The sequence below is a fragment of the Lysinibacillus sp. KCTC 33748 genome, assembly GCF_002237755.1.
GTDB lineage: Bacteria > Bacillota > Bacilli > Bacillales_A > Planococcaceae > Lysinibacillus.
In genome coordinates this window covers 472,183-497,284 of record NZ_MWSJ01000001.1, presented here as the reverse complement: position 1 = coordinate 497,284, position 25,102 = coordinate 472,183, and the positions used below count along the sequence as shown (strand labels likewise).

At 36.4% G+C, this 25,102-nt stretch carries 23 protein-coding genes; 9 read left to right on the top strand and 14 right to left on the bottom strand.

What is annotated here, in order from left to right; translation table 11 throughout:
* The first annotated feature begins 20 nt into the window (after nucleotides 1-20).
* Nucleotides 21-3,110 carry an efflux RND transporter permease subunit gene (locus B1B04_RS02170; protein ID WP_079559691.1) on the top strand — a complete coding sequence of 1,030 codons (3,090 nt, stop codon included), beginning with the start codon at nucleotides 21-23 and terminating at the stop codon, nucleotides 3,108-3,110.
* A 293-nt stretch (nucleotides 3,111-3,403) separates the two neighbouring features.
* The gene (locus tag B1B04_RS02165) at nucleotides 3,404-3,964 is read left to right on the top strand and encodes a GNAT family N-acetyltransferase (RefSeq protein ID WP_240518166.1); all 561 of its coding nucleotides are present in this window, start codon (nucleotides 3,404-3,406) and stop codon (nucleotides 3,962-3,964) included.
* Between the two features lie 41 nt (nucleotides 3,965-4,005).
* On the opposite strand, the gene B1B04_RS02160 is transcribed toward B1B04_RS02165, so the two are convergent.
* The 6 genes from B1B04_RS02160 to B1B04_RS02135 form a co-directional block, all read right to left on the bottom strand.
* Nucleotides 4,006-5,001 (bottom strand): S66 family peptidase, encoded by a 996-nt coding sequence (locus B1B04_RS02160; RefSeq protein ID WP_079559690.1) that lies wholly within the window; start codon nucleotides 4,999-5,001, stop codon nucleotides 4,006-4,008.
* A gap of 27 nt (nucleotides 5,002-5,028) precedes the next feature.
* Nucleotides 5,029-5,526, bottom strand: coding sequence for a GNAT family N-acetyltransferase (locus tag B1B04_RS02155; RefSeq protein WP_079559689.1), 498 nt, complete (start codon nucleotides 5,524-5,526; stop codon nucleotides 5,029-5,031).
* Nucleotides 5,527-5,863: 337 nt separating this feature from the next.
* Nucleotides 5,864-6,829, bottom strand: coding sequence for a S66 family peptidase (locus B1B04_RS02150; protein WP_079559688.1), 966 nt, complete (start codon nucleotides 6,827-6,829; stop codon nucleotides 5,864-5,866).
* 81 nt (nucleotides 6,830-6,910) lie between these two features.
* Nucleotides 6,911-7,696 (bottom strand): alpha/beta fold hydrolase, encoded by a 786-nt coding sequence (locus B1B04_RS02145; protein WP_170938873.1) that lies wholly within the window; start codon nucleotides 7,694-7,696, stop codon nucleotides 6,911-6,913.
* A 288-nt stretch (nucleotides 7,697-7,984) separates the two neighbouring features.
* Nucleotides 7,985-8,689 carry a response regulator gene (locus tag B1B04_RS02140; protein ID WP_079559686.1) on the bottom strand — a complete coding sequence of 235 codons (705 nt, stop codon included), beginning with the start codon at nucleotides 8,687-8,689 and terminating at the stop codon, nucleotides 7,985-7,987.
* A complete protein-coding gene (locus tag B1B04_RS02135; RefSeq protein WP_079559685.1) occupies nucleotides 8,690-10,291 on the bottom strand; it encodes an ATP-binding protein in 1,602 nt (533 codons plus the stop codon).
* Nucleotides 10,292-10,705: 414 nt separating this feature from the next.
* Between B1B04_RS02135 and B1B04_RS02130 the strand changes: the two genes are divergently transcribed.
* Nucleotides 10,706-11,968 (top strand): dicarboxylate/amino acid:cation symporter, encoded by a 1,263-nt coding sequence (locus B1B04_RS02130; protein ID WP_079559684.1) that lies wholly within the window; start codon nucleotides 10,706-10,708, stop codon nucleotides 11,966-11,968.
* A gap of 77 nt (nucleotides 11,969-12,045) precedes the next feature.
* Here B1B04_RS02130 and B1B04_RS02125 read toward each other — a convergent pair whose 3' ends face one another.
* The 3 genes from B1B04_RS02125 to B1B04_RS02115 all read right to left on the bottom strand — a co-directional run bounded on the left by B1B04_RS02125 (nucleotide 12,046) and on the right by B1B04_RS02115 (nucleotide 13,947).
* Nucleotides 12,046-12,525, bottom strand: a complete 480-nt coding sequence (locus B1B04_RS02125) for a hypothetical protein (RefSeq protein WP_079559683.1) — start codon at nucleotides 12,523-12,525, stop codon at nucleotides 12,046-12,048.
* A 5-nt stretch (nucleotides 12,526-12,530) separates the two neighbouring features.
* On the bottom strand, nucleotides 12,531-13,193 hold the full coding sequence (locus B1B04_RS02120) for a potassium channel family protein (RefSeq protein WP_079559812.1): 663 nt from the start codon (nucleotides 13,191-13,193) through the stop codon (nucleotides 12,531-12,533).
* Between the two features lie 565 nt (nucleotides 13,194-13,758).
* On the bottom strand, nucleotides 13,759-13,947 hold the full coding sequence (locus B1B04_RS02115; protein WP_176166741.1) for a hypothetical protein: 189 nt from the start codon (nucleotides 13,945-13,947) through the stop codon (nucleotides 13,759-13,761).
* 164 nt (nucleotides 13,948-14,111) lie between these two features.
* Here B1B04_RS02115 and B1B04_RS02110 point away from each other — a divergent pair, with 164 nt between their 5' ends.
* A complete protein-coding gene (locus B1B04_RS02110) occupies nucleotides 14,112-15,182 on the top strand; it encodes an SDR family oxidoreductase (RefSeq protein ID WP_079559682.1) in 1,071 nt (356 codons plus the stop codon).
* 529 nt (nucleotides 15,183-15,711) lie between these two features.
* On the opposite strand, the gene B1B04_RS02105 is transcribed toward B1B04_RS02110, so the two are convergent.
* From B1B04_RS02105 to B1B04_RS02085, 5 genes are all read right to left on the bottom strand, one after another.
* Complete coding sequence (locus B1B04_RS02105) at nucleotides 15,712-16,467, bottom strand: SDR family NAD(P)-dependent oxidoreductase (protein WP_079559681.1); 756 nt, start codon at nucleotides 16,465-16,467, stop codon at nucleotides 15,712-15,714.
* A gap of 60 nt (nucleotides 16,468-16,527) precedes the next feature.
* A complete protein-coding gene (locus tag B1B04_RS02100; RefSeq protein WP_240518165.1) occupies nucleotides 16,528-17,400 on the bottom strand; it encodes a MerR family transcriptional regulator in 873 nt (290 codons plus the stop codon).
* Between the two features lie 369 nt (nucleotides 17,401-17,769).
* Entirely contained in the window at nucleotides 17,770-18,150 is a 381-nt protein-coding gene (locus B1B04_RS02095; RefSeq protein ID WP_079559679.1) for a winged helix-turn-helix transcriptional regulator, read from the bottom strand.
* 526 nt (nucleotides 18,151-18,676) lie between these two features.
* The gene (locus B1B04_RS02090) at nucleotides 18,677-19,129 is read right to left on the bottom strand and encodes a TlpA family protein disulfide reductase (RefSeq protein WP_049668264.1); all 453 of its coding nucleotides are present in this window, start codon (nucleotides 19,127-19,129) and stop codon (nucleotides 18,677-18,679) included.
* Nucleotides 19,130-19,381: 252 nt separating this feature from the next.
* The gene (locus B1B04_RS02085; protein ID WP_079559678.1) at nucleotides 19,382-19,924 is read right to left on the bottom strand and encodes a peroxiredoxin; all 543 of its coding nucleotides are present in this window, start codon (nucleotides 19,922-19,924) and stop codon (nucleotides 19,382-19,384) included.
* 406 nt (nucleotides 19,925-20,330) lie between these two features.
* Between B1B04_RS02085 and B1B04_RS02080 the strand changes: the two genes are divergently transcribed.
* The 5 genes from B1B04_RS02080 to B1B04_RS02060 are packed head-to-tail and all read left to right on the top strand — an operon-like array spanning nucleotide 20,331 to nucleotide 24,663.
* Entirely contained in the window at nucleotides 20,331-20,873 is a 543-nt protein-coding gene (locus B1B04_RS02080; protein ID WP_079559677.1) for a helix-turn-helix domain-containing protein, read from the top strand.
* A 17-nt stretch (nucleotides 20,874-20,890) separates the two neighbouring features.
* Complete coding sequence (locus B1B04_RS02075) at nucleotides 20,891-21,997, top strand: ABC transporter ATP-binding protein (RefSeq protein ID WP_079559676.1); 1,107 nt, start codon at nucleotides 20,891-20,893, stop codon at nucleotides 21,995-21,997.
* Nucleotides 21,987-22,799 carry an ABC transporter permease gene (locus B1B04_RS02070; protein ID WP_079559675.1) on the top strand — a complete coding sequence of 271 codons (813 nt, stop codon included), beginning with the start codon at nucleotides 21,987-21,989 and terminating at the stop codon, nucleotides 22,797-22,799. Before B1B04_RS02075 ends, B1B04_RS02070 begins: the two co-directional genes overlap by 11 nt.
* Entirely contained in the window at nucleotides 22,796-23,593 is a 798-nt protein-coding gene (locus B1B04_RS02065; protein WP_079559674.1) for an ABC transporter permease, read from the top strand. The genes B1B04_RS02070 and B1B04_RS02065 overlap by 4 nt, the downstream gene beginning before the upstream one ends.
* Entirely contained in the window at nucleotides 23,590-24,663 is a 1,074-nt protein-coding gene (locus tag B1B04_RS02060) for an ABC transporter substrate-binding protein (RefSeq protein WP_079559673.1), read from the top strand. Before B1B04_RS02065 ends, B1B04_RS02060 begins: the two co-directional genes overlap by 4 nt.
* The last annotated feature ends 439 nt before the right edge of the window (nucleotides 24,664-25,102 follow it).

The following is a 25,102-nucleotide window of genomic DNA, read 5'->3' as shown; positions in this document are numbered from 1 at the left end:
AATAAAGGGTAGGTGTAAAGGTGAAAGGTTTAGTTAATTTCGTATTGAAAAACAAATTGGCAGTGTGGTTATTAACAATTATCATCACTGTCTCTGGTATTTATTCAGGTACAAAAATGAAAATGGAATCCATACCTGATATTTCTATACCATATTTAATTGTAATGGGTGTATATCCAGGCGCAACACCTGAACAGGTTATGAATGAGCTTTCCATGCCATTTGAAAAGTCAATAGAAAGCTTAGAAGATGTAAAGGCTGTTTACTCAAACTCCTCTTCAAACGTAGCACAAGTTCAAGTTGAATACGACTACGGAATTGATATGGATGAGAAAAAACGCCAATTAGAGTCCGCTCTAGAATCTATCAAATTACCTGAAGGTGTCCAAAAGCCTACAGTTATGGCAATTAGCATGAATATGATGCCTGTTGTCGCTTTATCAGTTAGTAGCTCTAAGGAAGATATTGTTGAATTAACGTCAACAGTTGAAGACATTTTACTTCCTAAAATCGAAAAAATTGATGGCGTTGCTTCAGCAACTATCAACGGCCAGCACATTAATGAAATATCATTTAAATATGATCAAGCGAAAATGGCTGCTCTCGGCTTAACAGAGGATTCTGTCAAGCAAATGATTCAAGCAAGTGATATGTCACTATCACTTGGTTTATACCAATTTACTGTTGGCGAACAGGCCGTATCAGTAGACGGTAAAGTACAATCTATCGATCAGTTAAAAGACTTATTGATCCCAGTCACACCTTCAGCTACAAATCCTTCACCATTCGTTCGCTTAGGCGATATTGCAACGATTGAAGTCGAAGGTAAAGTACAATCTGTATCACGTACAAATGGCGAAGATGCGATTGCGATTCAAATCGTTAAAGCTCAAGATGCAAATACGGTAAAAGTCGTAAATGCAGTGAAAGATTTAATGAAAGACGAAGAAAAATCATTAGACGGCTTAAAAGTGGATATCTCACTTGACCAAGGTAAACCAATTGAAGATTCAGTCTTCACAATGATTGAAAAAGCAGTATTCGGTGGTGCCATTGCCGTATTAATTATTTTACTATTTTTACGTGATTTCAAATCAACAATTATTTCGATTATTTCTATCCCAGTTTCAGTATTCATGGCATTACTACTCTTAAACTGGATGGATATCACATTAAACATTATGACTCTCGGTGCGATTACCGTAGCAATTGGTCGTGTCATCGATGACTCCATTGTAGTTGTTGAAAATATTTATCGACGTATCCATTTAAAAGAAGAAAAACTAACAGGTCGTGCTCTTATTCGTGAAGCGACAATTGAAATGTTCAAACCAATCCTTTCTTCTACATTAGTAACTGTGGCAGTATTCGCCCCACTAATGTTTGTAGGCGGTATGGTTGGTGAATTATTCATGCCGTTTGCGTTAACAATGTCATTTGCGCTAGGTGCTTCATTAATAGTGGCTATTACCATAGTCCCTGCTTTATCTCACTTCCTATTCCGTAAAAAAATATACGGTGAGAAAAAAGAAAGTCAACATAAAGAAGTTGGTAAACTAGCTCTTTGGTATAAAGGTGTATTAGAGAAAACATTAAACCATAAAATCATTACATCAGTTATTGCGATCGTATTGCTTGTTGGTTCTCTTGCTTTAACACCACTTATTGGCTTCAGCTTCATGGGCTCACAAGAAGAAAAGGTTATGTACTTAACGTATACTCCTGCTACAGGCGAGCTAATGAAAGATACAGAAGCAAACGTTGCAAAAGTAGAAAAAGAATTAATGAAACGCAAAGACGTAGATATTTTGCAAGTTTCTATCAATGACCCTAAACATGTTGATCCTTCGGCAATGATGATGGGTGGCGGCGCTGGCGGTGCCTTAATGTACCTCATCTTCGATCCAGATATGGAGAACTTCCCTGAAGCACGCGAAGAAGTAGAAGACTATGTAACGAACATTGGTCAATCAGGAGAATGGAAATCTCAAAACTTCTCATCAATGTCGGGATCTTCAAATGAAGTAAGTTACACATTATATAGTGAAAATCTAGATAAGCTTCGTAAAGCCGTGAAACAAGTGGAAGGCGCATTAAAAGAAGTTGATGGATTAGAAGAAATCAAGTCTGATAATGAAGATCCATTTGTTGAGCATACCTTAAAAGTAGATCAAAAGAATGTTCTACAATACGGTTTAACTACTGCTCAAATTGTAATGGCTTTAAATGAAAATACATCGCCTGAAGTTTTAACTAAAGTTCAGTATGATGGTGAAGATATCGATGTTATTGTACAACGCGAAGAAAAAGCTGCAGCTAAATCAATTGATGATGTATTAGCTACTAAAATCCAAACAGCTTTAGGCACAACAATGACAATCGGTGAGTTAGTAACAAAAGAAGAAGGCACTACGTTAAACACATTATCTCGCTCAAAAGGTGAGTATTTCGCAAAAGTTTCTGGCACGATTAAAGGTGACGATATTTCAAAAGCAACTTCAGCTGCTGATAAAGAAATTGATAAATTAGATTTACCTAAAGGTGTAACGACTGGCGTTGCAGGTGTGGCTGCAGATATGCAAGAAACATTCACACAACTTGGCATTGCTATGTTAGCTGCAATCGCGATTGTTTACTTCATTCTAGTAGTTACATTCGGTGAAGGTTTAGCACCATTCGCTATTCTGTTCTCACTACCATTCGCAGTAATCGGTGCATTTGTCGGCTTGTACGTCACAAATCAAACTATTTCTGTTTCTGTTATGATGGGACTATTAATGCTAATAGGTATCGTTGTAACAAACGCCATTGTATTAGTAGACCGCATTATCCATATGGAACGTGACGGACTTGCTATGCGCGAGGCTATTTTAGAGGCAGGGGCAACTCGTTTACGTCCAATCCTAATGACTGCTATCGCAACAATCGGTGCGATGATTCCAATGGCAATCGGTAATGGTGGCAGTGGTCTAATTTCAAAAGACCTGGCGATTACCGTAATTGGTGGTTTACTATCTTCAACATTATTAACATTAGTAGTTGTACCAATCGTGTATGAAATGCTATCTAAAATGTTAAAGAAAAACCGAAAAGACACTGAAGAAAATTAATAAATAAATGTAAAATGGGCTCTCCTTAAAGGGGGGCCTTTTTTCTATATTTTGATGAAACAGCATGATGTTGGTCACGGGGGCGTTATCACAGGATGTGATGCTTTTAGCCGTCGTTCCTCTATTGCTGATCCCCAAGGAGTCGCCCCAGCCTTCACACCAATCAACTTTTCTACATGATATACGTTTTAACAAAATGTCATCCCCTCTCAATCTCAAATAAAAAGCTTAACAGGAATTTACAAATCTTGTTATAATTAAATCCACTAAAATGCTTTTAAGGGGGGAGTTTTGTGAGCGATAACATTTTTATACAAGCACCAACAGTTTTAAAAACAGCAAGATTAATATTAAGACCTATTTCATTAAATGATTTAGAGGCAATGTTTAATTACACGTCCTGCGAAAACGTTGCACGCTATGTTACATGGGATCCTCATAAGAGTTTAGACGAAACAAAAGTGTTTGTTGAATTAGTTTTAAATGGGTATAAACAAGGTAATCATCTATTATGGGGTATTGAATTTGAGCAGAAATTAATTGGCACTATCGACTTTGTTTCTGTTAATGACCAACATAAATGGACGGAAATTGGATACGTTATTTCTGAAGATTATTGGAATAAAGGGATTACGACCGAAGCAGTAAAAAAATTAATAGACTATGGATTTAACGAATTAAAAATGGTTCGAATACAAGCACGCTGTTTTGAGGACAATATCGGTTCCCAAAAAGTAATGGAAAAATCGGGTATGCTTTTCGAAGGTATTTTACGAAAAAGTATGTTTGTTAAAGGACTTCACCAAAATATTAAAATGTATGCTATTACAGATGATGACTATATTAAATCATAAATTGGATTAGGCCCTGCAAAAATCAGCAGGGCTTATTTAAATTACAACCATTCCTCAATACAATAGACTTTTTTGGCCGTTGCATCTAATCTTACTCTTTTTCCAATTGCAATTGGATGCATCGGATGCGTATGACATATATCGAATTCTGCTAAAATCGGGATATCAATGTTATCTAACTGTTCAAGCAGGACTTCATACGGTTTACGTCCAGTCCCCAAGTCATCATAACACTCATGCTTACCTAAAATAATGCCACTTATTTTTTCAAATACACCATGCAATTTCAACATCGCAAAATTTTTCTCAACGATAGCTGTATTTTTTGCACAATCTTCAACTAATAAAATATCTCCGTCTTTAATATTTGGAAAATAAGCCGTACCAATAAATCCATACATCGCATTTACATTGCCACCAATTAACCTACCTTCAGCAACTCCCTCTCGAACCGTCACCCACTCATTCTTATTTAACTTTTTTTCCACCGTTTTTTCTAGCCAATTGACAGGTTCATCTGACCAATAAGATGGCATCGGAATTTCGTAAGGTAATGATTGTGACTTAAAGAAGTAGTTCTCAAAGAATCGATATGTATCATTAACTAATGGCTCAAACTCACCAAATGAAGGAGCTAAAGCTGGACCATAGAAAGTTGTAATTCCTGTTTTTGCGTAAAGTGCAAGTAAAACTGCCGTTGCATCAGAATAACCAACAACGATTTTCGGATTGCTTTGAAACGCCTCATAGTCGATATATGGCAGCATACTATTCGAATTTGTACCACCGATTGTCGACATTATGATGTGGACGTTTGGATTTCGTAGTAATTCATTTAATTCTTCGGCACGCTCTTTTGGAGTTCCAGCGCGATAACTATCAGATTTACCAGTTAGACTTCCTTCAATTAAGTTTATATTTCTTTGTTCAAGAAAAGCTTTCCCTCGCTTATATCGAGAAAGTGAACTGACGGATGCTGGCGATGATGGAGAAAAAACACCAATATTGATACCGCTTCTGATGCTTATAGGATTCATATAGGAACTCGAACTCCTCCTTTTTTTTTACAATATTTTTGACATGTAATATTCATCCATATATTCCCCATCAATATATAAAGAATTTCTTTTAGTCCCCTCAATTTCAAACCCCATTTTTTTATATAAAGCAATGCCTGCCGTGTTATTTGCCATTACAGTTAGTTCCAGGCGGTGCATACCCTTTTCTTTTGCCCAATCGTCGAGGTGACTAAATAATGCAGTACCTATTTTTCGTCCTCTATAATCACTATGGATACCTACGACTATATAGGCTCGATGCGAAACTCTAGATGGCGTTTGATTACCTTGAACAATTAAATAACCAACTATAGCCTTTTCAATTTCAGCAATAAATAAAGCTGAATGGCTGTTATTGTTCATATTCTCTATAAACTTAGTAAACTGTTCAGTCTCTAACTTTCGTTCACCTGGCTTGAACAACATAAAATTAGATTCTTCCGCATTTTTTATGACAGCTATGACCTGCTCAGTATCTTCTCGTATAGCCTCTCTTATTAACATCTTGATTTAGCTCCTTTTTTATCAATTATGCCTCGGTATAATTGCGTCCGGAATCGGCTTTGTGTTTAGGCCTGCACGATGCAGGTCAGTTAGCCGTTATCGCATGGATGCGATGATCTTAGGCTAACATCCTCTAAGAATTTCTTTCCGATTCCGCGACATCCGCCGGAGGCTTTAGGCCAACGTGATGTTGGTCGCTCAGTCATTGCCACAGGACGTGGCGTTCTTAGACTGAGTTCATCTATTTCAGCGGATGGTGGGACATCTGCTGAAAAGTGACTTAAAACCGCATTCATCTTCTGTACCTGTCGCTATATTAAACATTTGCTGAAAGAAGTTAAAATTGAGTGAATTGTATCATCAAGTTTTCCGTGTTCATTTGAATTTCACCACCGATAGGAAACGTAAAAATTGGCTGTGTATGTCCAAAATCAACATCATAGATAACTGGGATTCTTTTTAACTTGGGATGCTTATCTAAAATAAAATGTAACTGCTCCTCTATCATATTAGAAGCTCTTTGGAAACGCCCTATCGCAATACCTTTAATATTGCTAGTAGCTTGCAATAATGAGGTGAAATCACGAGCAAATATTTCTGGATTAACTATTTCATCATCCTCTACAAATAAAATACTGTTCGATAAATCTGGCATATACAGTGTACCTTGAAGTAAATTTAACGTACATAAATTCCCACCAAATAATTGTCCACTTGCTTCACCGTCAGAATATACCTTCCAGCTAGCTGCTTCAAAATGACGATTATGCTGATCTAAATACCACGCATCATCACTCCAAACGCTTGACGCTTTGATCGTATATGATGTATTAGTCATTAAACATTTTTGGAAATAGGATAGCTGATAGTCTTGTGCCTCTTCCATTTGAAAGCTAGAAAAATGAGGCCCAGAATACGTAACAAATTCACATTTTTTTGTAATTGCTGTTGCTAAAGCTGTGATATCACTGAAACCACAAAGAATTTTCGGGTTATTTGCTATCATGTCGTAGTCCAAATAAGGTAATACTTCATTACAGTTAAAACCACCAATAACTGTTAATATGGCTTTTACACCCTCATCACGAAAGGCATCATGAATGTCTGCAACTCGATGCTCGATTGATGATGAATGTTGTAGATCACATTCAAAAATATATCGACCAAAAGATACACGAAAGCCTAACTCTTCAAGCTTTTTCTTTGTTTGTTCAGCGCCTTCTGCTGTGATGATTGCCGCACTACGACTAGGTGCAATAACACGTATCTCATCACCTACTGTTAACTTATTCGGAATACGCAAACTGCTCCCTCCTCTAATATGTTTCAAATTTTCATTAGTAATCTCTCATCTTTTTTATAACTTTGGACAAACTTGAATAAATTAACGCAAGATTGCCTTTCTAATCCGTTCAGCTACCTCACTAGGATTTGTAAGGGGCAAAAAATGATAGCTATCAGGAATAATCTCAACTAGTGCATTTGGTTGTCTTCCCTGAAATCTATTTAACTTCTTGTGTAATAAACTATCTGGATGGTCATCAGCCAACAGTAATAACACCGACAATGGAATTTCATTTTCTATACAGTAATTATTTATTTCAATTGCTTTTGACAAATCATTTAAAGCTTTTACATTGCTGTGATGGTAAAAGATATTATTTTTTTCAACGAAATTATGAAAGAAATAATTATACAAATATTCTTTATTTTCAGCGGATAAGTTTATCATATTACTTACCTCTTCAGTAATAGCTTCCTGTAAATCTTCTAATCGTTCTATGATAGGTAATTGTATTTCCGCTTCATCATCAAGTTGATATTCTCCTATAAAATAATATCCACCGTCTAACAATATTAATGATTGAACCGAATCTGGATAGTTTGTATAAAACTTTTGAATAATCCATGCACCTATTGAATTCCCAAGAAAATGAGCTTTAGTAATGTTTAAATGCTCCATAATTTCCTTTATCGTATTGATAAACGTTTGAAATGAAAAATCACTGTCTAGTCGACCATTATGCCCCGGTAAATCGATTGCTACAATATAAGTTTCTGGAAGGGCGCTGGCTAATGCTGCAAACATTTCTTTACGTTCACCAAGCGCAGGTATCGCAATTATTACTTCTTCATTTTGAAATGCATTGTATTGAATATATTTTTTCATGATCCTCCACCTTGCCATCATAACGTTCGTTTTTTCGAAAAATTCAGGTAATTATATAACTAAAATTTTCTTTATTATTACAAAGCGTTAATGGAAAATCAATGGCTAATAACTAAAATGTGGATGATTATTGTTAAAACACGTTCCGAATCGGCGACACTTTGGGGATCAGCAATAGAGGAACGAAGGCTAAAAGCATCACGTCCTGTGATAACGTCTTTACAGGATGAGAAGTTCTTAGCCTAGTTCCTCTATTTCAGCGGGTGTTTGAACACTCGCTGATAGAAGTTAAATATAATATCGATGGATAGGACGTCCAACACTTCCGTATTGTATATCTACCTTTAATAAATTTTGTTTTTCTAAAAAGTCTAAATAACGTCGAGCCGTTACGCGCGCTGTTCCAATATATGTAGACACTTCCTCCGCTGAGACTGCTTCGTTACTTTCTTGAATATAGGCAAGCACTTTGCCTAATGTCGCCCGGTTAAAACCCTTTGGTAGTTCTTCTATTACAATTGTCTCAGTGATGGGAGGAACAGCTACTTGTTCAGGGATACGTTGCTGCATTAGATGATCCACATCATGCTGTGTTAGATCTTCCATACCGCTTATTTTCTTTTTATATGTTTGATAATTCTTTAAAGTTTGTTCAATTCGTTCAAACGTAAAAGGTTTCATAATATAATCATAGACGCCTAAATGTAAAATTCGCTGCACAGTAGGCATATCATTTGCAGCAGTTACAGCAATAACATCAACGGGAAGATGTTCTTCACGAATTTTCCCTAGCGTAATAATGCCATCTTGCTCGGGCATAAAAATATCCATAAAGACTAGGTCGGGATTTAATTGTTTAATCCTCTCAATCCCTTCTATCCCATTACTAGCATAGCCTATTAACGAGAATCCTTTGATTTGCTCTATAAATTGCCTATTCACTTCTCGTACCATCGGATCGTCCTCAATTAATAACACGTTCATTACATCCATCTACTCTTCTCCTAACTCCAATAAGATTAAGAAACTTGTCCCTTTCATAAATTCACTCACTACTTCAATATCACCATTACCTTTTTTTACAATTTCATGTATTAAATGCAAGCCAATACCGCGATTCTCGCTTGCCTTTGTAGAAAATCCATTTTCAAACATACGAGCTTGCACCTCTTCAGACATCCCAATTCCATTATCAGAAACAGCAATTGCTAAAACACCGTCATGCTCATCTACAGAAATCGCTACATATTTATCATCTTTTGAAAGTACATTTAGCGCTTCAAAGGCATTTTCAATTAAATTTCCTAATAAGACAACAAAATCGTGGTGATCTAATAAAGGTGGAAAGCGTTTAAAATGACTTTTTCGATCGATTTCTACTTGTATGCCTAATTCCTTGCCATAGCTAACTTTACTTAGCAATAATCCTGAAATATTTTCATTATGAAAGCGTTCATTTAAAAACTTCGTTAAAGAGGCCTCATTTTCGGTAGTAGCTGTAACGTATTCAAGTGCTTGCTTTGTATGTCCCAATTGCAGAAGACCTGCAATCGTATGTAGCTTATTTTTATGCTCATGTGTTTGTACACGGAGTGCTTGAACAAAAGCTTTAACACCCGTCACCTCTTCCGCAAGCTTTTTCACCGCAGTTAAATCTTTAAACATAGCAACTGCTCCGACTAACTCACCATTTACTATAATCGGGACACGATTACTCAAAATACTATGATGATTAATATAGAGCTCTTGATTGTATACAGGATTTGCTGTTTCAACAATTTCAGGCAATCGTGTGTCTGGCAAAACATCATAAATATTTTCCCCAATACAATCCTCTATCTTTCTAGTAACGCCTAATATATCAGCTGCTTTTTCATTAAAAATTGTAATATTCATTTCTTTATCCACCGCTATAATGCCTTCATGCATAGCATTGAATGTTTCTGTTCGTTCCACATACATCTTCGCAATCTCATGAGGTTCAAGCCCAAACATTTGCTTTTTAATATGTCGGCCAAGCGTATAAGCCCCCCAAATGCTAAAAACAAGCGATATCAGAATCGTAATAAATATTTCATGCTCATAATTTTGCAGCATTTCTATAAAAGTAGGCAGTGAATACCCTACAATGACAATGCCCACTTGTTCTTTTTTCTCATCAATGATTGGGACAAACGCTCGAATCATTACCCCGGCTTCCCCTTGCGCCTTCGATACATAATAATGCTCACTAAAGGCAGCATTTAAATCCTGTGATTCACTACGCTTCCCTATTTCTTTACTGACTGGGTGAGATAGTTTAATACGATCCTTATTCATCACAACAATATACTCCGCTTTATTAACAACACGAATTCCATCAACAATTTTATTAACATGTTTCGCAGCTTCTTTCATATTGTCATTTTTCAAATGTGTACTAATTTCTGGCACATTTGATACAGTCCGTGCAACGAGCATAGCACGCTGACCAAACTCCTTTTCTTGCTCCGTTAACAGGTTACCAAGTACAAAAATGCCACCAAGTAAAAAGGAGAAAGCGATGATTAAAAATGTCACTAACAATATTTTGCCGTTTACAGGCATTTTCATCATTTGAAATCTTCCCCTTTCCAAATCTGCATTTGCACTATAAAAGTCTTAAGTCAATCTCACTTCTTCAAATGATATGCTTTTAAGATTATCTTCAAAAAAATCTTTTGACAACACTTTAGTTGACATAAGTAGGAGAAAGTCATGAACTTAATGAACAATATTACGGAAAATTGGTATAAAACAAAATTTTCTATCACTAATTATTATTGTATTATAACAAAGATAAATCAGCCACACAGTATCATAACAGGTCGAGCCATTGAAAACACTACGTTTCATTGAAAATATGGATGAATGTACTTAATGAACGATATGTTTCTTATTTTCTAAATCTCTTTTTTTCAAAAGGATTCGTTATGATAATTCTAGTGAAAACGATATCAAAGAGAAAATTCAGAAACGAGGTAGCATAAAATGAAATTACTGAAAAATTTGACTGTTCAGGTTATAGCTGCAATCATTTTGGGGGTTATTGTCGGAGCCGTCTTCCCTGAGTTTGGTGCAAGCCTTAAAATCCTGGCAGACTTATTCATTAAGTTAATTAAAATGTTAATCGCCCCTATTATCTTCTTAACAGTTGTAATCGGAATCGGTAGTATGGGAGATATGAAAAAGGTCGGAAAAATCGGAGGAAAGGCGTTACTGTATTTTGAAATTGTCTCTACCATTGCCTTAGCAATTGGGATTGCTGTTGCACTAATCGTAAGCCCAGGTACTGGATTAGATACATCAGGTGCTTCCGAAGCTGATATCTCAAAATTTACAACTGCTGCTGCTGAAAGTGAGCAAGGTTTAGGTGCTTTCATCTCTAGCATCATTCCTGAAAACGTTGTAGGTGCTCTTGCAACAGGGCAATTACTTCCTGTGTTATTCTCTGCAATATTATTCGGTTTAGCTGCTGCTTCTATTGGCGCACCTGCAAAACCGGTCATTACATTTTTTGAACAAGTGGCAGAAATTTTCTTCAAAATCGTAAGTATGGTGATGAAAATTTCTCCAATCGGTGCCTTTGGTGCAATGGCCTATACGATTGGTAATTTTGGTTTGAAATCTTTAAGCAACTTAGGTCTATTAATGGCTGCCGTCTATATTACTATGTTCTTATTCGTAGTCTTTGTTTTAGGAGCGATTGCAAAATTCTTCGGCTTTAATATTTTTAAATTTATCGCTTATATTAAAGAAGAAATTTTCTTAGTAATTGGTACTTCATCATCTGAATCTGCCTTGCCATCTATGATGCGTAAATTGGAGAACTTTGGTTGCTCTAAGCAAGTTGTTGGATTAGTAGTACCAACTGGTTATTCCTTCAATCTTGATGGAACTTCCATCTACCTTTCGATGGCTGCATTATTTATTGCACAAGCATACGGAATGGACTTAACGTGGATTCAAATCATTACACTACTTGGGATTTTAATGATTACATCTAAAGGTGCTGCCGGTGTAACAGGTTCTGGTTTTATTACATTAGCAGCGACACTTGCTGCTTTCCCAATGATTCCAGTCGAAGGGATCGCGCTACTAATTGGTGTTGACCGATTCATGTCTGAAGCACGCGCCGTAACAAATTTAATTGGTAACGGTGTAGCTTGTGTAGTCGTATCGAAATCTGAAAAAGAGTTTGATGTAGAGATGCAAGAACGTGCACTTCAAGGAAAAACTACTATTGTGTCTTAGAAACAAATACGCAAAGTTAGTCTATAGTTTATAAAAAAGGGTAGTGATGACAGCGTGCTGCTGTTTCACTACCCCCTTTATTTAACATATTGTTCAAGCAAGCGTTGCGTATTTGTTGATTGCTCAAGTGCTTTTTTCTCATTTACCCAATAGATCAAATATTGCTGATCACCAACATTAAAAACCATCTGCTGTAATTCCTCATTTAGCTCAGAGCTAATCGCGACTTTTAAAATATCCACCTCATATAAAGACTTCCCTTTTATTTCGTAGACAATATGATAGAGTGGTTTTTCCTCAAATATAGCTCGTTCTTTTTTGCTTAATTTCTTTACATGGCTTAGAGGATAGTTTTCAATATAGGCTGTTGCATCTTGACCTGTTGCTTTAATTACAGATTGCTCTCCTTTAAATAGCTCGACTGCATCAATTTGTGCTGCATGATCTAAAATGTGAGAAATAGCCTCTTCCTCATTTTTTTCGCGAGACTGCAATGTAAAAGCGCCAATCAGAATAATTGCAGCAAATATAACTAGTTTCCATCTTCGTTTATTCATGTTCATTACCCATTCAATGCTTTTTTCACAAAGCGGTTAATATCTACATCAGCCCCAATGACAAGCATAATATCTCCTAGCAAAATTTTATCACTCGCCTGTGGAGATACGATAATATCTGCACCACGCTTAAGACCTACAATATTAATCCCGTACTTTGCACGAATATCTAAATCCATAATAGAATAACCTGCAATCGCATCATTGGCCTTTAGCTCCATAATGGAATGTTCATCCGAAAGCTCTAGATAATCAAGCACTGTATTAGACAGCATATTATTAGCAATACGGATTCCCATATCACGCTCAGGATGCACGACAAAATCTGCACCAATTTTTCGCAGAACTTTTTCATGATAATCATTCTGAGCCTTTACAGTAATCTGCTGAACACCGATTTCTTTTAAAATAATCGTCGTCAAAATACTAGCCTGAATATCTTCACCAATTGCTACAATCACATGCTCAAAATTACGAATACCTAATGAATTTAATACCGATTCATCCGTCGAATCTGCGATAACCGCCTGTGTGGCAATGGAAGCGAATTCGTCCACCCGCTCTGAGGAATGATCAATCGCCATAACTTGTGCCCCTTGACTCATTAGCTCGCGGACTATGCTACCTCCAAAACGTCCAAGTCCAATGACAGCAAACTCTTTTTTCATCATTTTAAATCCCTCCGAAAACTACTATACCCATATTGTAACGCATTCTCTGCTATATGTATCGCCAAAACAAGAGACTATTCGTCAATAAAAGGCAGATCTTAGAAATTTTCGAAGGAATACTCTGGTTATAGTTAAGAGCACATGATTCTCTCCTTTGCTCAGGGGTACTCCTTTGGACGCTCAGGTTACGTCATCAGGTTGCCCCTTTTTACCATCAGTGTGATTTTAAGTAATCCGTTCTTTTATGCCACGTTGTCCATAATACACTTTCCATTTTCTATATTCTTATCCACTTCTCTATTAGCTTATCTATTAACTACAAAATAATTTATCTCCAATCGTTTTGAGCAAATAAATAAGTACCGAAACACGTCAAAATAGACGATGTATTCGGTACTTCCTTTTGCATCATTGAAAGGTAATAAACTTATGGATGTGTATTTGACATAAATAAATGAAATGCAATAAAAGTGTAAGGATTATTAATTACCATCGATTTGATTTTGATTAGGCTTAAACGCATGTGTTTTCCCTCCATACACTATCAAGAAACCGATGAGACTTAATAATACGAGTACCATGGGAAAGAATTCGCACCTAATTGATTCAGCATCATTCCGCCAACAAATCCACCTCCAGCTACTGCAAGGTTAAAAATGGTGACAAAAATAGATTGAGCCACATCTGCTTCTTCCCCAGCAGCATCTGCTATGGCCATTTGTAATAATGTTGGTGCCCCGCCAAATGTCAATCCCCAAGTTAAAATCCTGAGTATTCCTCCACATACTCGTCTTAAGAGTACTGCTAGATTACAAAAAAGTACTTATGGCACTTCAAAGTGCGTACTTCTCAAGTGTGGTTCCTTGATGCAAAATAACAGTGAACAAAGCAGATTATAGAAGGAGCTAAAACACTATGAATAATGAATCTCAATCAACACGCAAAGTCGCCTTAGTTGTAGGCGCAAATGGTGTTATCGGTCGCAACCTAATTGATCACCTAATTACTCTCCCTGATTGGGACGTGATAGGTGTATCCCGTCGAGGCGGAGAATCTGTTGGCCGTGTCCGGTATGTGGCTGCGGATCTACTCAATACAGACGATACCAGGGAGAAGTTAGGAGATTTAACTGAGGTAACACACATCTTCTATGCCGCCTATCAGGACCGTCCAACTTGGGCCGAACTTGTTCCCCCTAATCTCACCATGCTAGTAAACACCGTAGAAGTGATTGAATCAGCCGCACCAGGCTTAAAACATGTAAGTTTGATGCAGGGTTACAAGGTATATGGCGCACACCTTGGTCCATTCAAGACTCCGGCTCGTGAGACAGACGCTAACCATATGCCGCCCAAGTTCAATGTTGATCAGCAAAATTTCTTAGAACAAAGGCAAAAAGGTAAGGCTTGGACTTGGTCGGCGCTCCGTCCTTCTGTAGTCTGCGGCTTCTCGCTTGGAAATCCAATGAACCTCGCTATGGTTATTGCGATCTACGCTTCAATTTCGAAGGAACTTGGACTGCCGCTGCGGTTTCCAGGCAAGCCAGGTGCTTACGATAGCCTCTTAGAGATGACAGATGCTGGACTTCTCGCGAAGGCAACAGTATGGGCAGCGACTGAAGAGCGTTGTGCTAATCAGGCATTCAACATCACGAATGGCGATTTGTTCCGCTGGAATGAACTATGGCCGAAAATCGCTCACTACTTCGGCTTGGAAACGGCGCCTCCTTTGCAAATGTCCCTGGACGTTGTCATGGCGGACAAGGAGCATCTTTGGAACAAAATGGTTGAGAACCATGGACTTGCTCAGCATTCCTATAAAGACGTATCCTCCTGGGGATTCGGTGATTTCGTGTTCTCTTGGAATTACGATTTCTTCGCTGACGGAACTAAGGCCCGTCGCTTAGGTTTTCATGAATACGTCGATACCGAAGCGATGTTTATGAACATCTTCGACGACTTCCGCAAACGCAAAATCATTCCATAAACGAAAAGCCGGCATTTTTATATGAACTGCATCCCAATTGTTAGACGCAGTCTAACAATTGAAGGTGCAGTTTTTCTATGGCTAAATTTTCTTCTCAAGCGGTAAAAAAATATTTATAGGGGACTGAAGGTGAAAAAAATGACTCGTGTTGCATTAAATTATAGTTTGATCAGATAAATATTAATAACCAATAATAAACTAAGAATAAGAAAAGCCTATTTTGAAGAGTTTGTTCAAAATAGGCTTTAATCATATTTTATTAATTTATGTTTTTATAAAAAAGATTGATCAAATTAATTACCATGAATCTTATATGAAAACCGACTAATAATCATTTCATCTGTCCTTTTCTGTAAATAGATATAAATTTAAGAAATTCCGTGAACCTATAGCATACAATAGCCTACTTGAATCTTATTGTTCAATACCGTTAAACAGACTATTTAATGCTAATTATCAAATCTAATTATGCTTATTACACTTTAAAATTCATGATTCTAATCGGTCTCTAGTTAAAACATTTACCTAATTACAGATGACTTCCACCAGTCACATCCATATTATGCCCAGTAATAAAACTGGCTTTTTCACTCGCTAGAAATGAAACAACATTTGCAATTTCTTCTGGTTGCCCCTCTCTTTTTAAAGCACTCATATTCTTTGCATTTTCTTGACCTTCTTCTGTATGCAGCCAGTTAGCAGTTGAATCCGTATCAATGATTCCAGGCATTATGGAATTAACCGTAATTCCTTTTTCACCCAATTCCTTTGCTAGTGTAAACGTCATTGTATTAATCGCACCTTTTGTCATACTGTATACCATCATATGCGGAAACGCGATACGTGTCACACCTGATGATAGATTTATTATCCTACCATTGGATTCGATATGTCCGATTAAAGATTGTGTGATAAAATATGGTGCTTTAACATTTGCATTAAATAGCCGATCGAACTCATCATAATCCACATCTCCAAATCCATTTGATGTAGCATGTCCGGCATTGTGAACAATTGTATGCAATGATACATTATTATCACGAATTATCATTTTTTTAATTTTCATGACAAACTCTTTAATTCCTTCACTGGAATTGAAATCACCTTGAATTAAATGTGCTTGTCTGCCAAGTGATTCAATTTCTTCTTTGACTTGATTAGTCTTTTCAATGTTTTGATTATAATGTAATAGTAAATTGAATCCATCATTTGCAAGTTGGATCGCGACTGCTTTCCCTATCCCTCTCGAAGCTCCTGTTACTAATGCGTAATTATTTTTTTTCATGTAATATTACCTCCCTTTAAAGAGAGTGTAAGGGTTAACCTAAGGGGGAAGGTCAATCACTTAATACTTAGACGGAAAAATAAATTCCGAAAGGCGCTTGGAGGAATATAGATACTCATCTGGGTTTAATATACGTTCATAAATAAATGGTTCGGATAATTCTATTTCGTTATTTTTCAAGATCTCATTTATTTTTAATACCGACTCTTCTTGATATGGATCAATTTCATAAAAAAACTTTTGCGTTTGAAAGCCAAAATAACTTGTGATTCCCAATTGATTCAATTTGTGATTTTCCAATTGTAAAGCGACACGAATAGGGTGAATTTTATTATCTATCAGTTTATATTTGATGATTTTTTCATTCTTTTTAACATTAAGTTCGCTCACTAATTCCTCGATGTTATTCAGCGCGACACATATATTTTCATTTGGCAATAATTCATATTCATATACGAATAATGCTTCCAAATACTCTTTTTGGACTTCATTATTTAACATCATAATTGCGGGACTCAGGGCTTTCAAATTATTTATTGTTTGATTTGCATCTCTTATCTTATTCATTTCCAATTGAAGCTTTTCTTCTATCAAATTATTTATGTCATCATCTGATAATTTTCTATGGATGATTTTACTGATTTCATTTAAGCTAAACCCTGCTTGTTTTAACAAATTTATTCGTTTAGCAGTTAGTAACTGATTCTTATGATAATATCGATAATCATTATTTGGATCAACAAACGCTGGATTCAAAATACTATGTTCATCATACAGATACAAAGTTTTGCGTGATAAGCCAGTCAACTTGCTAAAATTCTTTATTAGAAGCAAATTATTATTCACTAATAAATCACCTACTTTCAATTTTATTTGATTTATAATATACATTATAGGATTTGAGTTCACTTTATTAAAATATGGTTCTTCCACTTGAAGAGACGTTCTGAATAAATACATTACGAAAAATAAAACCCATTCATATACAAATGGGCTCAGTTCATCCTTTTTATAATCATCGTACTTTATTTCAAAGCCTCATTTAGATATTTTCAACTTTTTTTGTTCAGAATCTAGACTCATTCATCTAACCTGTCCTTCAGTACAGTAAGATATTCCAGTTCATCTTCTTTTAAAACGACATCTCATTCGTATGAAAAATAATCGTTCTTAAAAAGGGAAAGTTGGAAGAATCGCATCAATTCTTTTACATAGTAACTTCCAAGCGGAAAAAACTAATGAAATATTGGTTACGGAGTTTAAAATTATTAGGCGAGAAATTATACCTATCACCGATGGCCCCTATATGTCACTTTCGTCTCCAAGCTCTGGATTTGCCAGAACGGTAGCTCTTCCCCCGTACTTTCTTTCTAGATGCGAATCCCCCCACCTACACATCATATGAAGAATCTCCTTTAAACTCCAACCGTAATCGGTCAACTCATACTTGACTTTTGGTGGAACCTGATTGTAAGAAGTGCGTAAGATGACGCCTTCCTCTTGAAGCTCTCGAAGCTGCTGCGATAACATTTTTTGAGTAATTGCAGGTATCAACCTTTTCAACTCATTGTTACGTTTCTTGCCAAATGTCAGATGAAAGAGAATCACAGGTTTCCACTTCCCTCCAATTACCTCCAAAGTTGCCTCTACCGCCGTATTGTAAATTTTATGAGATTCCTTCATTACACACCACACCTTACTTTTATGAATAATCCAGCACAAGTCACTGTAAATATCCGATGAATTTGATCCATTAGTGTCCATCATTGATATTATAACTGTAACCAAAAAACTAACCTCTAGTTCTCGTTCGAAACGAAAGATAAATCATTTTTTTAATATTAAAGATTAATCAAAATGGATTTGTCTCTAGTAAATTTAGGCTTTTTAATCTGATTCAATTTTGTTACATTTTCATCATTGGTCATTTCTTTCTCTAAAATTAAATTAAGGGAACTACGTTTCTTTTGTATCCTCTACTTCTGTCTTCGGGGTTCGGGACTTACACCCTATGGTTCATGCGCATGCCGGGCGCACATTAAGTATATCTTTGGCAACCCGGCAAAGATATACTTAAAATCACACAGGTCACCTCTTGATTTGTTTGAGTTCTCCCTTTTCCGCTCAGGTAACAACTTAGTGGTGACTAACCGTATATTTTTGCATAAAAAAGACGAGGAAAAAAATCCCCGCCTTTTAATCTGCTATTTTATGCGTTACGCATTTCATCTAAAACACGATTTACACGTTTTTCTAGCATTTTCATACCGCTACCACCAGCTTGCATGTGACGAAGCTGACCGTCTTTATCGAACACAAAATATGCAGGTACGTATTGATTTTCAAATGCATCTGTTAGCTTTAACTCGCTATCCACAAAGATTGGTTGAACAATGTCATGCTCTGCCGCTACCGATTTAATTGTTTCTAAATTTGTATCTTCCTCAGAACGTGGCATATGCACGGCAATAACGTTTAACTCATCTTTGTATTGGTCACGGAAATTGTTCACATCCGGCATCGCCTCTTTACATAAATGACAACTAACTGACCAGAAGTGGATTAACGTTGGTTTTTCGCCTACTAAATCCGCTTTTGTTACTTCTCCATTTAACCAAGTCGTTGCGCCTGCAAGTTCAGGCATTTGTTCACGAAGTTTCATAAAACATTCTCCTTTTTCTATATCAAGTTTAAAAAAATCCCCACAAACTTACTGTGGGGACTCTTTATTTGTTAAAGGATCAATTTTATCAGACCTTGAATTTAGTTCAAAGCCCGACAAACCTCTATTTAATCAATTATGCCTCGGCATAATTGCGTCCGGAATCGGCTTTGTGCTGCACAAAGCATTCCTTTCCGATTCCGTGACATCCGCCGGAGGCTTTAACTTCTTTCAGTAACTGAAAGAAGTTAATTATAGAGTTGCTTGACCTGGACGCCAGTTTGCTGGGCAAAGACCACCAGTTTGTAAAGCTTGAAGAACACGTAAAGTTTCGTCTACATCACGGCCGATGTTGTTATCGAATACTGTTTGGTATTTTAATTCGCCTTCTGGGTTGATGATGTATAAGCCGCGTAGTGCGATACCTTCTTCTTCAATTAATACACCATATTCTTTTGAAACTTGGTGATTTGTATCTGCTGCTAATGGGTATTTTAACTCACCAAGACCATTTTTAGTGCGGTCAGTGTTAATCCAAGCTAAGTGAGTGTGGATTGTATCAGTAGAAACACCGATTACTTCTGCATCTAAGTCTTCGAACTCATCGTAACGATCACTCATTGCTGTGATTTCTGTTGGACATACGAAAGTGAAGTCCATTGGATAGAAGAAAAGTACTGTCCATTTGTCTTGTGCTTTAATGTCTTCTAAAGATACTTTGCCAAATGATTTATCTGCAAGTACCGCTTCCATTGTAAAGTCAGGTGCTTGTTTACCTACCATGCGTTCTGCCATTATAAATCCCTCCGATTATATATGTAGTGTATATATTCCATTCGCACCAGCGAACTCGTCTTCTACGATAGCAGAGTAATCGTAGTTTTTCAAACAAGTAAACTTCACAAAAGTGCACACATTTAATTATCTGACAAATTTTCGTCAAATCCCCAAATGGAATAGCTGCTACAGCCTATTTATTAGCTACTTTTAACGATTTTATTCTAGTTTAAACAATTTTTTTCTACACAACATTTATGTATAATTTCTAAAAATTTCATCTACTTTTTTTTCATTAAAAACGATTGCAAATTCTTTTTTATTATGTATAATTGTAATGGTTTTAGTAAACTAAAAGTTTCGTTAAAGTAAACTTCATATTTCAAAAGTTTATGATTGCTAAACTTCTTCTAGGAGGGAAAAGATGCAAATAGGAGCAAAAATCAAAGCGCTTCGTTTAAAAAAAGGTCTTACCCAAGAGGAACTTGGAGAACGTACAGATTTAAGTAAAGGGTATATTTCACAATTAGAACGTGATCTAAATTCACCTTCCATTGAAACATTATTTTCACTATTAGAAGTTTTAGGGTCTACACCTAAGGAATTTTTCGATGATGGAGCACCTGAACAAAAGGTTGTATATACAGAGGAAGATCAATCCACTTATACAGATGAAGAAAAAAAATATGAAATTCAGTGGTTGATTCCTACATCAAATGAAAAAGAAATGGAACCCATTTTCTTAACACTTGCTGCTGATGGTGAATTTAAGCAGTTTGAACCCTCCCTTTCAGAAACATTTATATATGTTGTCGAAGGGCGTATTCGTCTCGTTTTAGGAGATGAACAATACATAGCGAGTGAAGGTAATGCTCTCTATTTTGAAGCGACAGATCATCATCAAATTTTTAATGCACATGCTGATGAAACAAAAATTTTACTTGTCGCAACGGATTCATATTTATAGCTTAAGGAGGCGCATCTATGACAACGAATTCGATTATCCGCTTTGAAAACGTTTCAAAGTCTTATAATGACGGCACGGTCGTCTTAAAAAACATTAACCTGGAGCTAGAAAAGGGAAAATTCTATACGCTACTAGGTCCGTCCGGTTGTGGTAAAACAACTATTTTACGTATGATCGCTGGATTCACAGAACCGACAACAGGAAATATCTATTTTCATGATAAAAAAATCAACTCAGTACCAGCCAATGAACGCCAAGTAAATACAGTTTTTCAGGATTATGCATTATTTCCTCATTTAAACGTCTTTGAAAACGTCGCATTTGGGCTTCGTATAAAAAAGCTTCCTGAAAGTGAAATTAAAAACCGTGTTACAGAAGCATTAAAATTCGTAAACTTAGCAGGCTATGGTAATCGTGAAATTTCTGAAATGTCTGGTGGTCAACGTCAACGTGTGGCCATTGCTCGTGCGATTGTGAACGATCCTGAAGTAATTTTACTTGATGAGCCTCTGTCAGCGTTAGATTTAAAGCTACGTACAGAAATGCAGTATGAGTTACGTGAGTTACAACAACGACTTGGGAAAACATTTGTATTTGTCACACACGATCAAGAAGAAGCACTTGCCATGAGTGATGAAATCTTTGTTTTAAGCGAAGGTGAAATTCAACAATCTGGTACACCAGTAGATATTTATGATGAGCCAATTAACCGCTTCGTTGCTGATTTTATTGGTGAATCAAATATTGTTCCTGGCGTAATGATTGAAGATTTCAAAGTAGAATTTGCTAGTAAAGTTTTTGAATGTGTTGACCAAGGTATGAAGCCAAACGAAAAAATTGATATTGTCATTCGCCCAGAGGATCTAGAAATGACAACAATCGATAAAGGAAAACTTGTCGTTAAAGTCGATACTCAATTGTTCCGCGGGGTACATTATGAATTATCTACGTACGACAAAGATGGCAATGAATGGCTTGTGCATTCATTGAAAAAAGCTGAGGTAGGGACAGAAATTGGTTTAGACTTTGACCCAGAAGCAATTCATGTAATGCGCTTAAATGAAACAGAAGAAGAATTCGATAAACGTTTAGAGGCGTATGGGGACGACGAAGATGCAAACTAAGACTTCAAAATCAGCCTTATTTCCTTATGTTTTATGGATTGCACTTTTCGTTATCGCACCGATTGCACTCGTTGTTTACTATTCCCTACTAGATATACATGGCAATTTCACACTCGATAACTATAAAGCATTCTTTACTTCTGTCTATTTAAAAATGACATTAAGTTCATTCTGGTATGCGTTTTTAATTACGTTCTTTACATTACTTGTTTCGTATCCAACAGCCTATTTTTTAACGAAGACGAAACATAAACAACTTTGGCTTTTACTAATAATTATTCCTTCTTGGATTAATCTTTTGTTAAAAACATATGCCTTTATTGGAATTTTCGGCTTATACGGTCCATTAAATGCATTTATCGAAGTATTTGGTTTTGATCCGAAGCAAATGCTATTTACTGACATTAGCTTTGTGTTCGTATCCGTTTATATTTTTATTCCATTTATGATTTTACCGATTTTTAACTCATTGGATCGTTTAAATCCGGCTCTTGTTTATGCCGCACGTGATTTAGGGGCATCGGCCTTTACTACGTTCCGTCGCGTTATTTTGCCGTTAACAATGGACGGTGTTAAATCCGGTATTCAAGTTGTATTTATTCCTGCATTATCACTCTTCATGATCACTCGTTTAATTGCAGGAAACCGTGTTATTACACTTGGTACAGCTATTGAACAACAATTCCTTGTCACTCAAAACTGGGGAATGGGTTCAACAATTGCTGTTTTCTTAATTTTATTTATGGTCATTATTATGTTAATTACGGGACAGAAAAAGGATAAAGGAGGTCGCGTACGATGAAAAAACTATCTGCTTCAGCAAGAGTATATTTAGCGATTGTTTTTATCGTTTTGTATGCACCTATCTTCTATTTAATTTTCTATTCGTTCAATAGTGGTGGAACGATGAATAGTTTTGAGTCCTTTACGTTAGAACATTATAAAGCTGTTTTTGAGGATTCACGTCTACTCGTCATTCTAATAAATACAGTCATCGTGGCTTTACTCTCTGCATTGATTTCTACAATCATCGGAACACTAGGAGCTATTGGTATTGTTACTGTTAAAGATTCAAAAATGCGCAATACACTACTTTCTTTAAACAATGTGTTAATTGTTAGCCCGGATGTCATTATTGGTGCAAGCTTTTTAATTTTATTCACAATGATTGGTATTAAATTAGGCTTTGCTTCTGTGTTATTAGCACATGTAGCGTTCAGTGTTCCAATCGTTGTTCTGATGGTTTTACCGAAACTATTAGAAATGAATAAATCATTAATCGACGCTGCATTAGATTTAGGAGCAACGAAAAAAGATGTTATGATGCGTGTTATTTTACCGTATATTCAACCTGGTATTTTTGCGGGGTTCTTCCTTGCCTTAACGTATTCTCTAGATGACTTTGCGGTAACATTTTTCGTAACAGGTAACGGTTTCAGTACATTATCTGTTGAAATTTATTCGATGGCACGTGCCGGTATTTCCTTAACGGTTAATGCTATTTCTGGTTTAGTATTCTTTGTAACGGTTATAGTCGTAGTCGGCTATTACTTCATCACAAGCCGCGCTAGTAAAAGAACGGGGGGAACTCAATGAAGCAATTAATTCAAGCAACAATCGCAATACTTGTTGTTTCCGCCCTTTTATTCTATGCTGCTGACGCCCTAAGTGCGGGTGGTGGGAAAAGTGGTAAAGATACGTTAACAATCTTTAACTGGGGAGAATATATTGACCCTGATTTGCTGAAACAATTTAAAAAAGAAACAGGGATTCACGTTATTTATGAGACGTTTGATTCAAATGAAGCAATGATGACAAAAATTCAACAAGGTGGTACAGCTTACGATATTGCAGTACCTTCTGAATATATGATTGAAAAAATGAAGGAAGAAAACTTACTTGTTCCTTTAGATAAAACGAAAATCCCTAATTTTAAAAATATCGATCCTTATTTTTTAGATTTACCATTTGATGACGACAATAAATATTCTGTTCCATATTTCTGGGGAACAGTCGGCGTTGTCTATAATCCAAAGCTCGTTGGAAACCTTGACTTCTCATCTTGGGAGGACTTATGGGATCCTTCATTAAAGCGTAAAGTCTTTTTAGTAGACGGTGCACGTGAAGTGATTGGTATGGGCTTAAACAGCCTTGGCTACTCTCTAAACTCTTTAAATAACGAGGAGCTACGTGAAGCTACTGATAAGCTAATCACCATGGCGCCAAATGTAAAAGCTATTATCGGGGATGAAATTACACCGCTGATGGTTAATAATGAAGCGAGCGTGGCACTCACTTGGTCTGGTCAAGCAGCTGACATGTTGTCAGAAAATGAAGATTTAGACTTTGCTGTACCGACGGAAGGCTCAAACTTATGGTTTGACAATATGGTCATCCCAAAAACGTCAAAAAATATAGATGGTGCACATGCCTTCATTAATTTCATGCTAAAAGCTAAATCAGGTGCTAAAAACGCTGATTATGTAGGCTACTCTACTCCTAATATTGCAGCGATGAAGTTAATGGATAAGGAAGTTGTATCTGATAAGCGATTCTATCCTTCTGAAGAACAACGTAAAACATTAGAAGTTTATAAAAACTTAGGCCCTGATTATTTAGGTAAATACAATGAGCTGTTTTTAGAATTTAAAATGAGTATTCGATAAGCTCAAAGCTAATAAACTTAAAAAGCGCAAGAAATCAATTTTAGAAAAGTTGATTTCTTGCGTTTTTTTGATGTTATATTTTTTTAATCTTACTGTCAGGTGTGGGATTCTAATTATTAAAACAAATACTGCACAAGTTTCACCATAGAAGTCTTCCATTAGCTAAACGAAAAAAGAGGCTAGGATACATAGCCTTATTACTACAAATTAGAGTGATATGTAAAAAAGATACATTCTTTTGTAGTCGTTGATTGGAGTGGAGACTGGGCGACTCCTTGGGGATTAGCGTCACAGATGAGACTCTGCAGCGTAGCGAAGCGGCTCATCGGACGCCCCCAGGAAGCTCTGCTCTGTGCGGCAGCAAATGTTTTATCTGTGCGAAAGCAAATCGACAGCAACAACAAAGCGCCCAGTCGGAACGGAAATCACCCCCTCGTTT

What these genes read in the sequence shown, in the direction of transcription:
- B1B04_RS02160 (WP_079559690.1), bottom strand. Translation starts at nt 5,001, where the DNA reads ATGAATCCTATAAGCATCAGAAGCGGTATCAATATTGGTGTTTTTTCT.
- B1B04_RS02155 (WP_079559689.1), bottom strand. Translation starts at nt 5,526, where the DNA reads ATGTTAATAAGAGAGGCTATACGAGAAGATACTGAGCAGGTCATAGCT.
- B1B04_RS02145 (WP_170938873.1), bottom strand. Translation starts at nt 7,696, where the DNA reads ATGAAAAAATATATTCAATACAATGCATTTCAAAATGAAGAAGTAATA.
- B1B04_RS02140 (WP_079559686.1), bottom strand. Translation starts at nt 8,689, where the DNA reads ATGGATGTAATGAACGTGTTATTAATTGAGGACGATCCGATGGTACGA.
- B1B04_RS02135 (WP_079559685.1), bottom strand. Translation starts at nt 10,291, where the DNA reads ATGATGAAAATGCCTGTAAACGGCAAAATATTGTTAGTGACATTTTTA.
- B1B04_RS02130 (WP_079559684.1), top strand. Translation starts at nt 10,706, where the DNA reads ATGAAATTACTGAAAAATTTGACTGTTCAGGTTATAGCTGCAATCATT.
- B1B04_RS02125 (WP_079559683.1), bottom strand. Translation starts at nt 12,525, where the DNA reads ATGAATAAACGAAGATGGAAACTAGTTATATTTGCTGCAATTATTCTG.
- B1B04_RS02120 (WP_079559812.1), bottom strand. Translation starts at nt 13,193, where the DNA reads ATGAAAAAAGAGTTTGCTGTCATTGGACTTGGACGTTTTGGAGGTAGC.
- B1B04_RS02110 (WP_079559682.1), top strand. Translation starts at nt 14,112, where the DNA reads ATGAATAATGAATCTCAATCAACACGCAAAGTCGCCTTAGTTGTAGGC.
- B1B04_RS02105 (WP_079559681.1), bottom strand. Translation starts at nt 16,467, where the DNA reads ATGAAAAAAAATAATTACGCATTAGTAACAGGAGCTTCGAGAGGGATA.
- B1B04_RS02095 (WP_079559679.1), bottom strand. Translation starts at nt 18,150, where the DNA reads ATGAAGGAATCTCATAAAATTTACAATACGGCGGTAGAGGCAACTTTG.
- B1B04_RS02090 (WP_049668264.1), bottom strand. Translation starts at nt 19,129, where the DNA reads ATGAAACTTCGTGAACAAATGCCTGAACTTGCAGGCGCAACGACTTGG.
- B1B04_RS02085 (WP_079559678.1), bottom strand. Translation starts at nt 19,924, where the DNA reads ATGGCAGAACGCATGGTAGGTAAACAAGCACCTGACTTTACAATGGAA.
- B1B04_RS02080 (WP_079559677.1), top strand. Translation starts at nt 20,331, where the DNA reads ATGCAAATAGGAGCAAAAATCAAAGCGCTTCGTTTAAAAAAAGGTCTT.
- B1B04_RS02075 (WP_079559676.1), top strand. Translation starts at nt 20,891, where the DNA reads ATGACAACGAATTCGATTATCCGCTTTGAAAACGTTTCAAAGTCTTAT.
- B1B04_RS02070 (WP_079559675.1), top strand. Translation starts at nt 21,987, where the DNA reads ATGCAAACTAAGACTTCAAAATCAGCCTTATTTCCTTATGTTTTATGG.
- B1B04_RS02065 (WP_079559674.1), top strand. Translation starts at nt 22,796, where the DNA reads ATGAAAAAACTATCTGCTTCAGCAAGAGTATATTTAGCGATTGTTTTT.
- B1B04_RS02060 (WP_079559673.1), top strand. Translation starts at nt 23,590, where the DNA reads ATGAAGCAATTAATTCAAGCAACAATCGCAATACTTGTTGTTTCCGCC.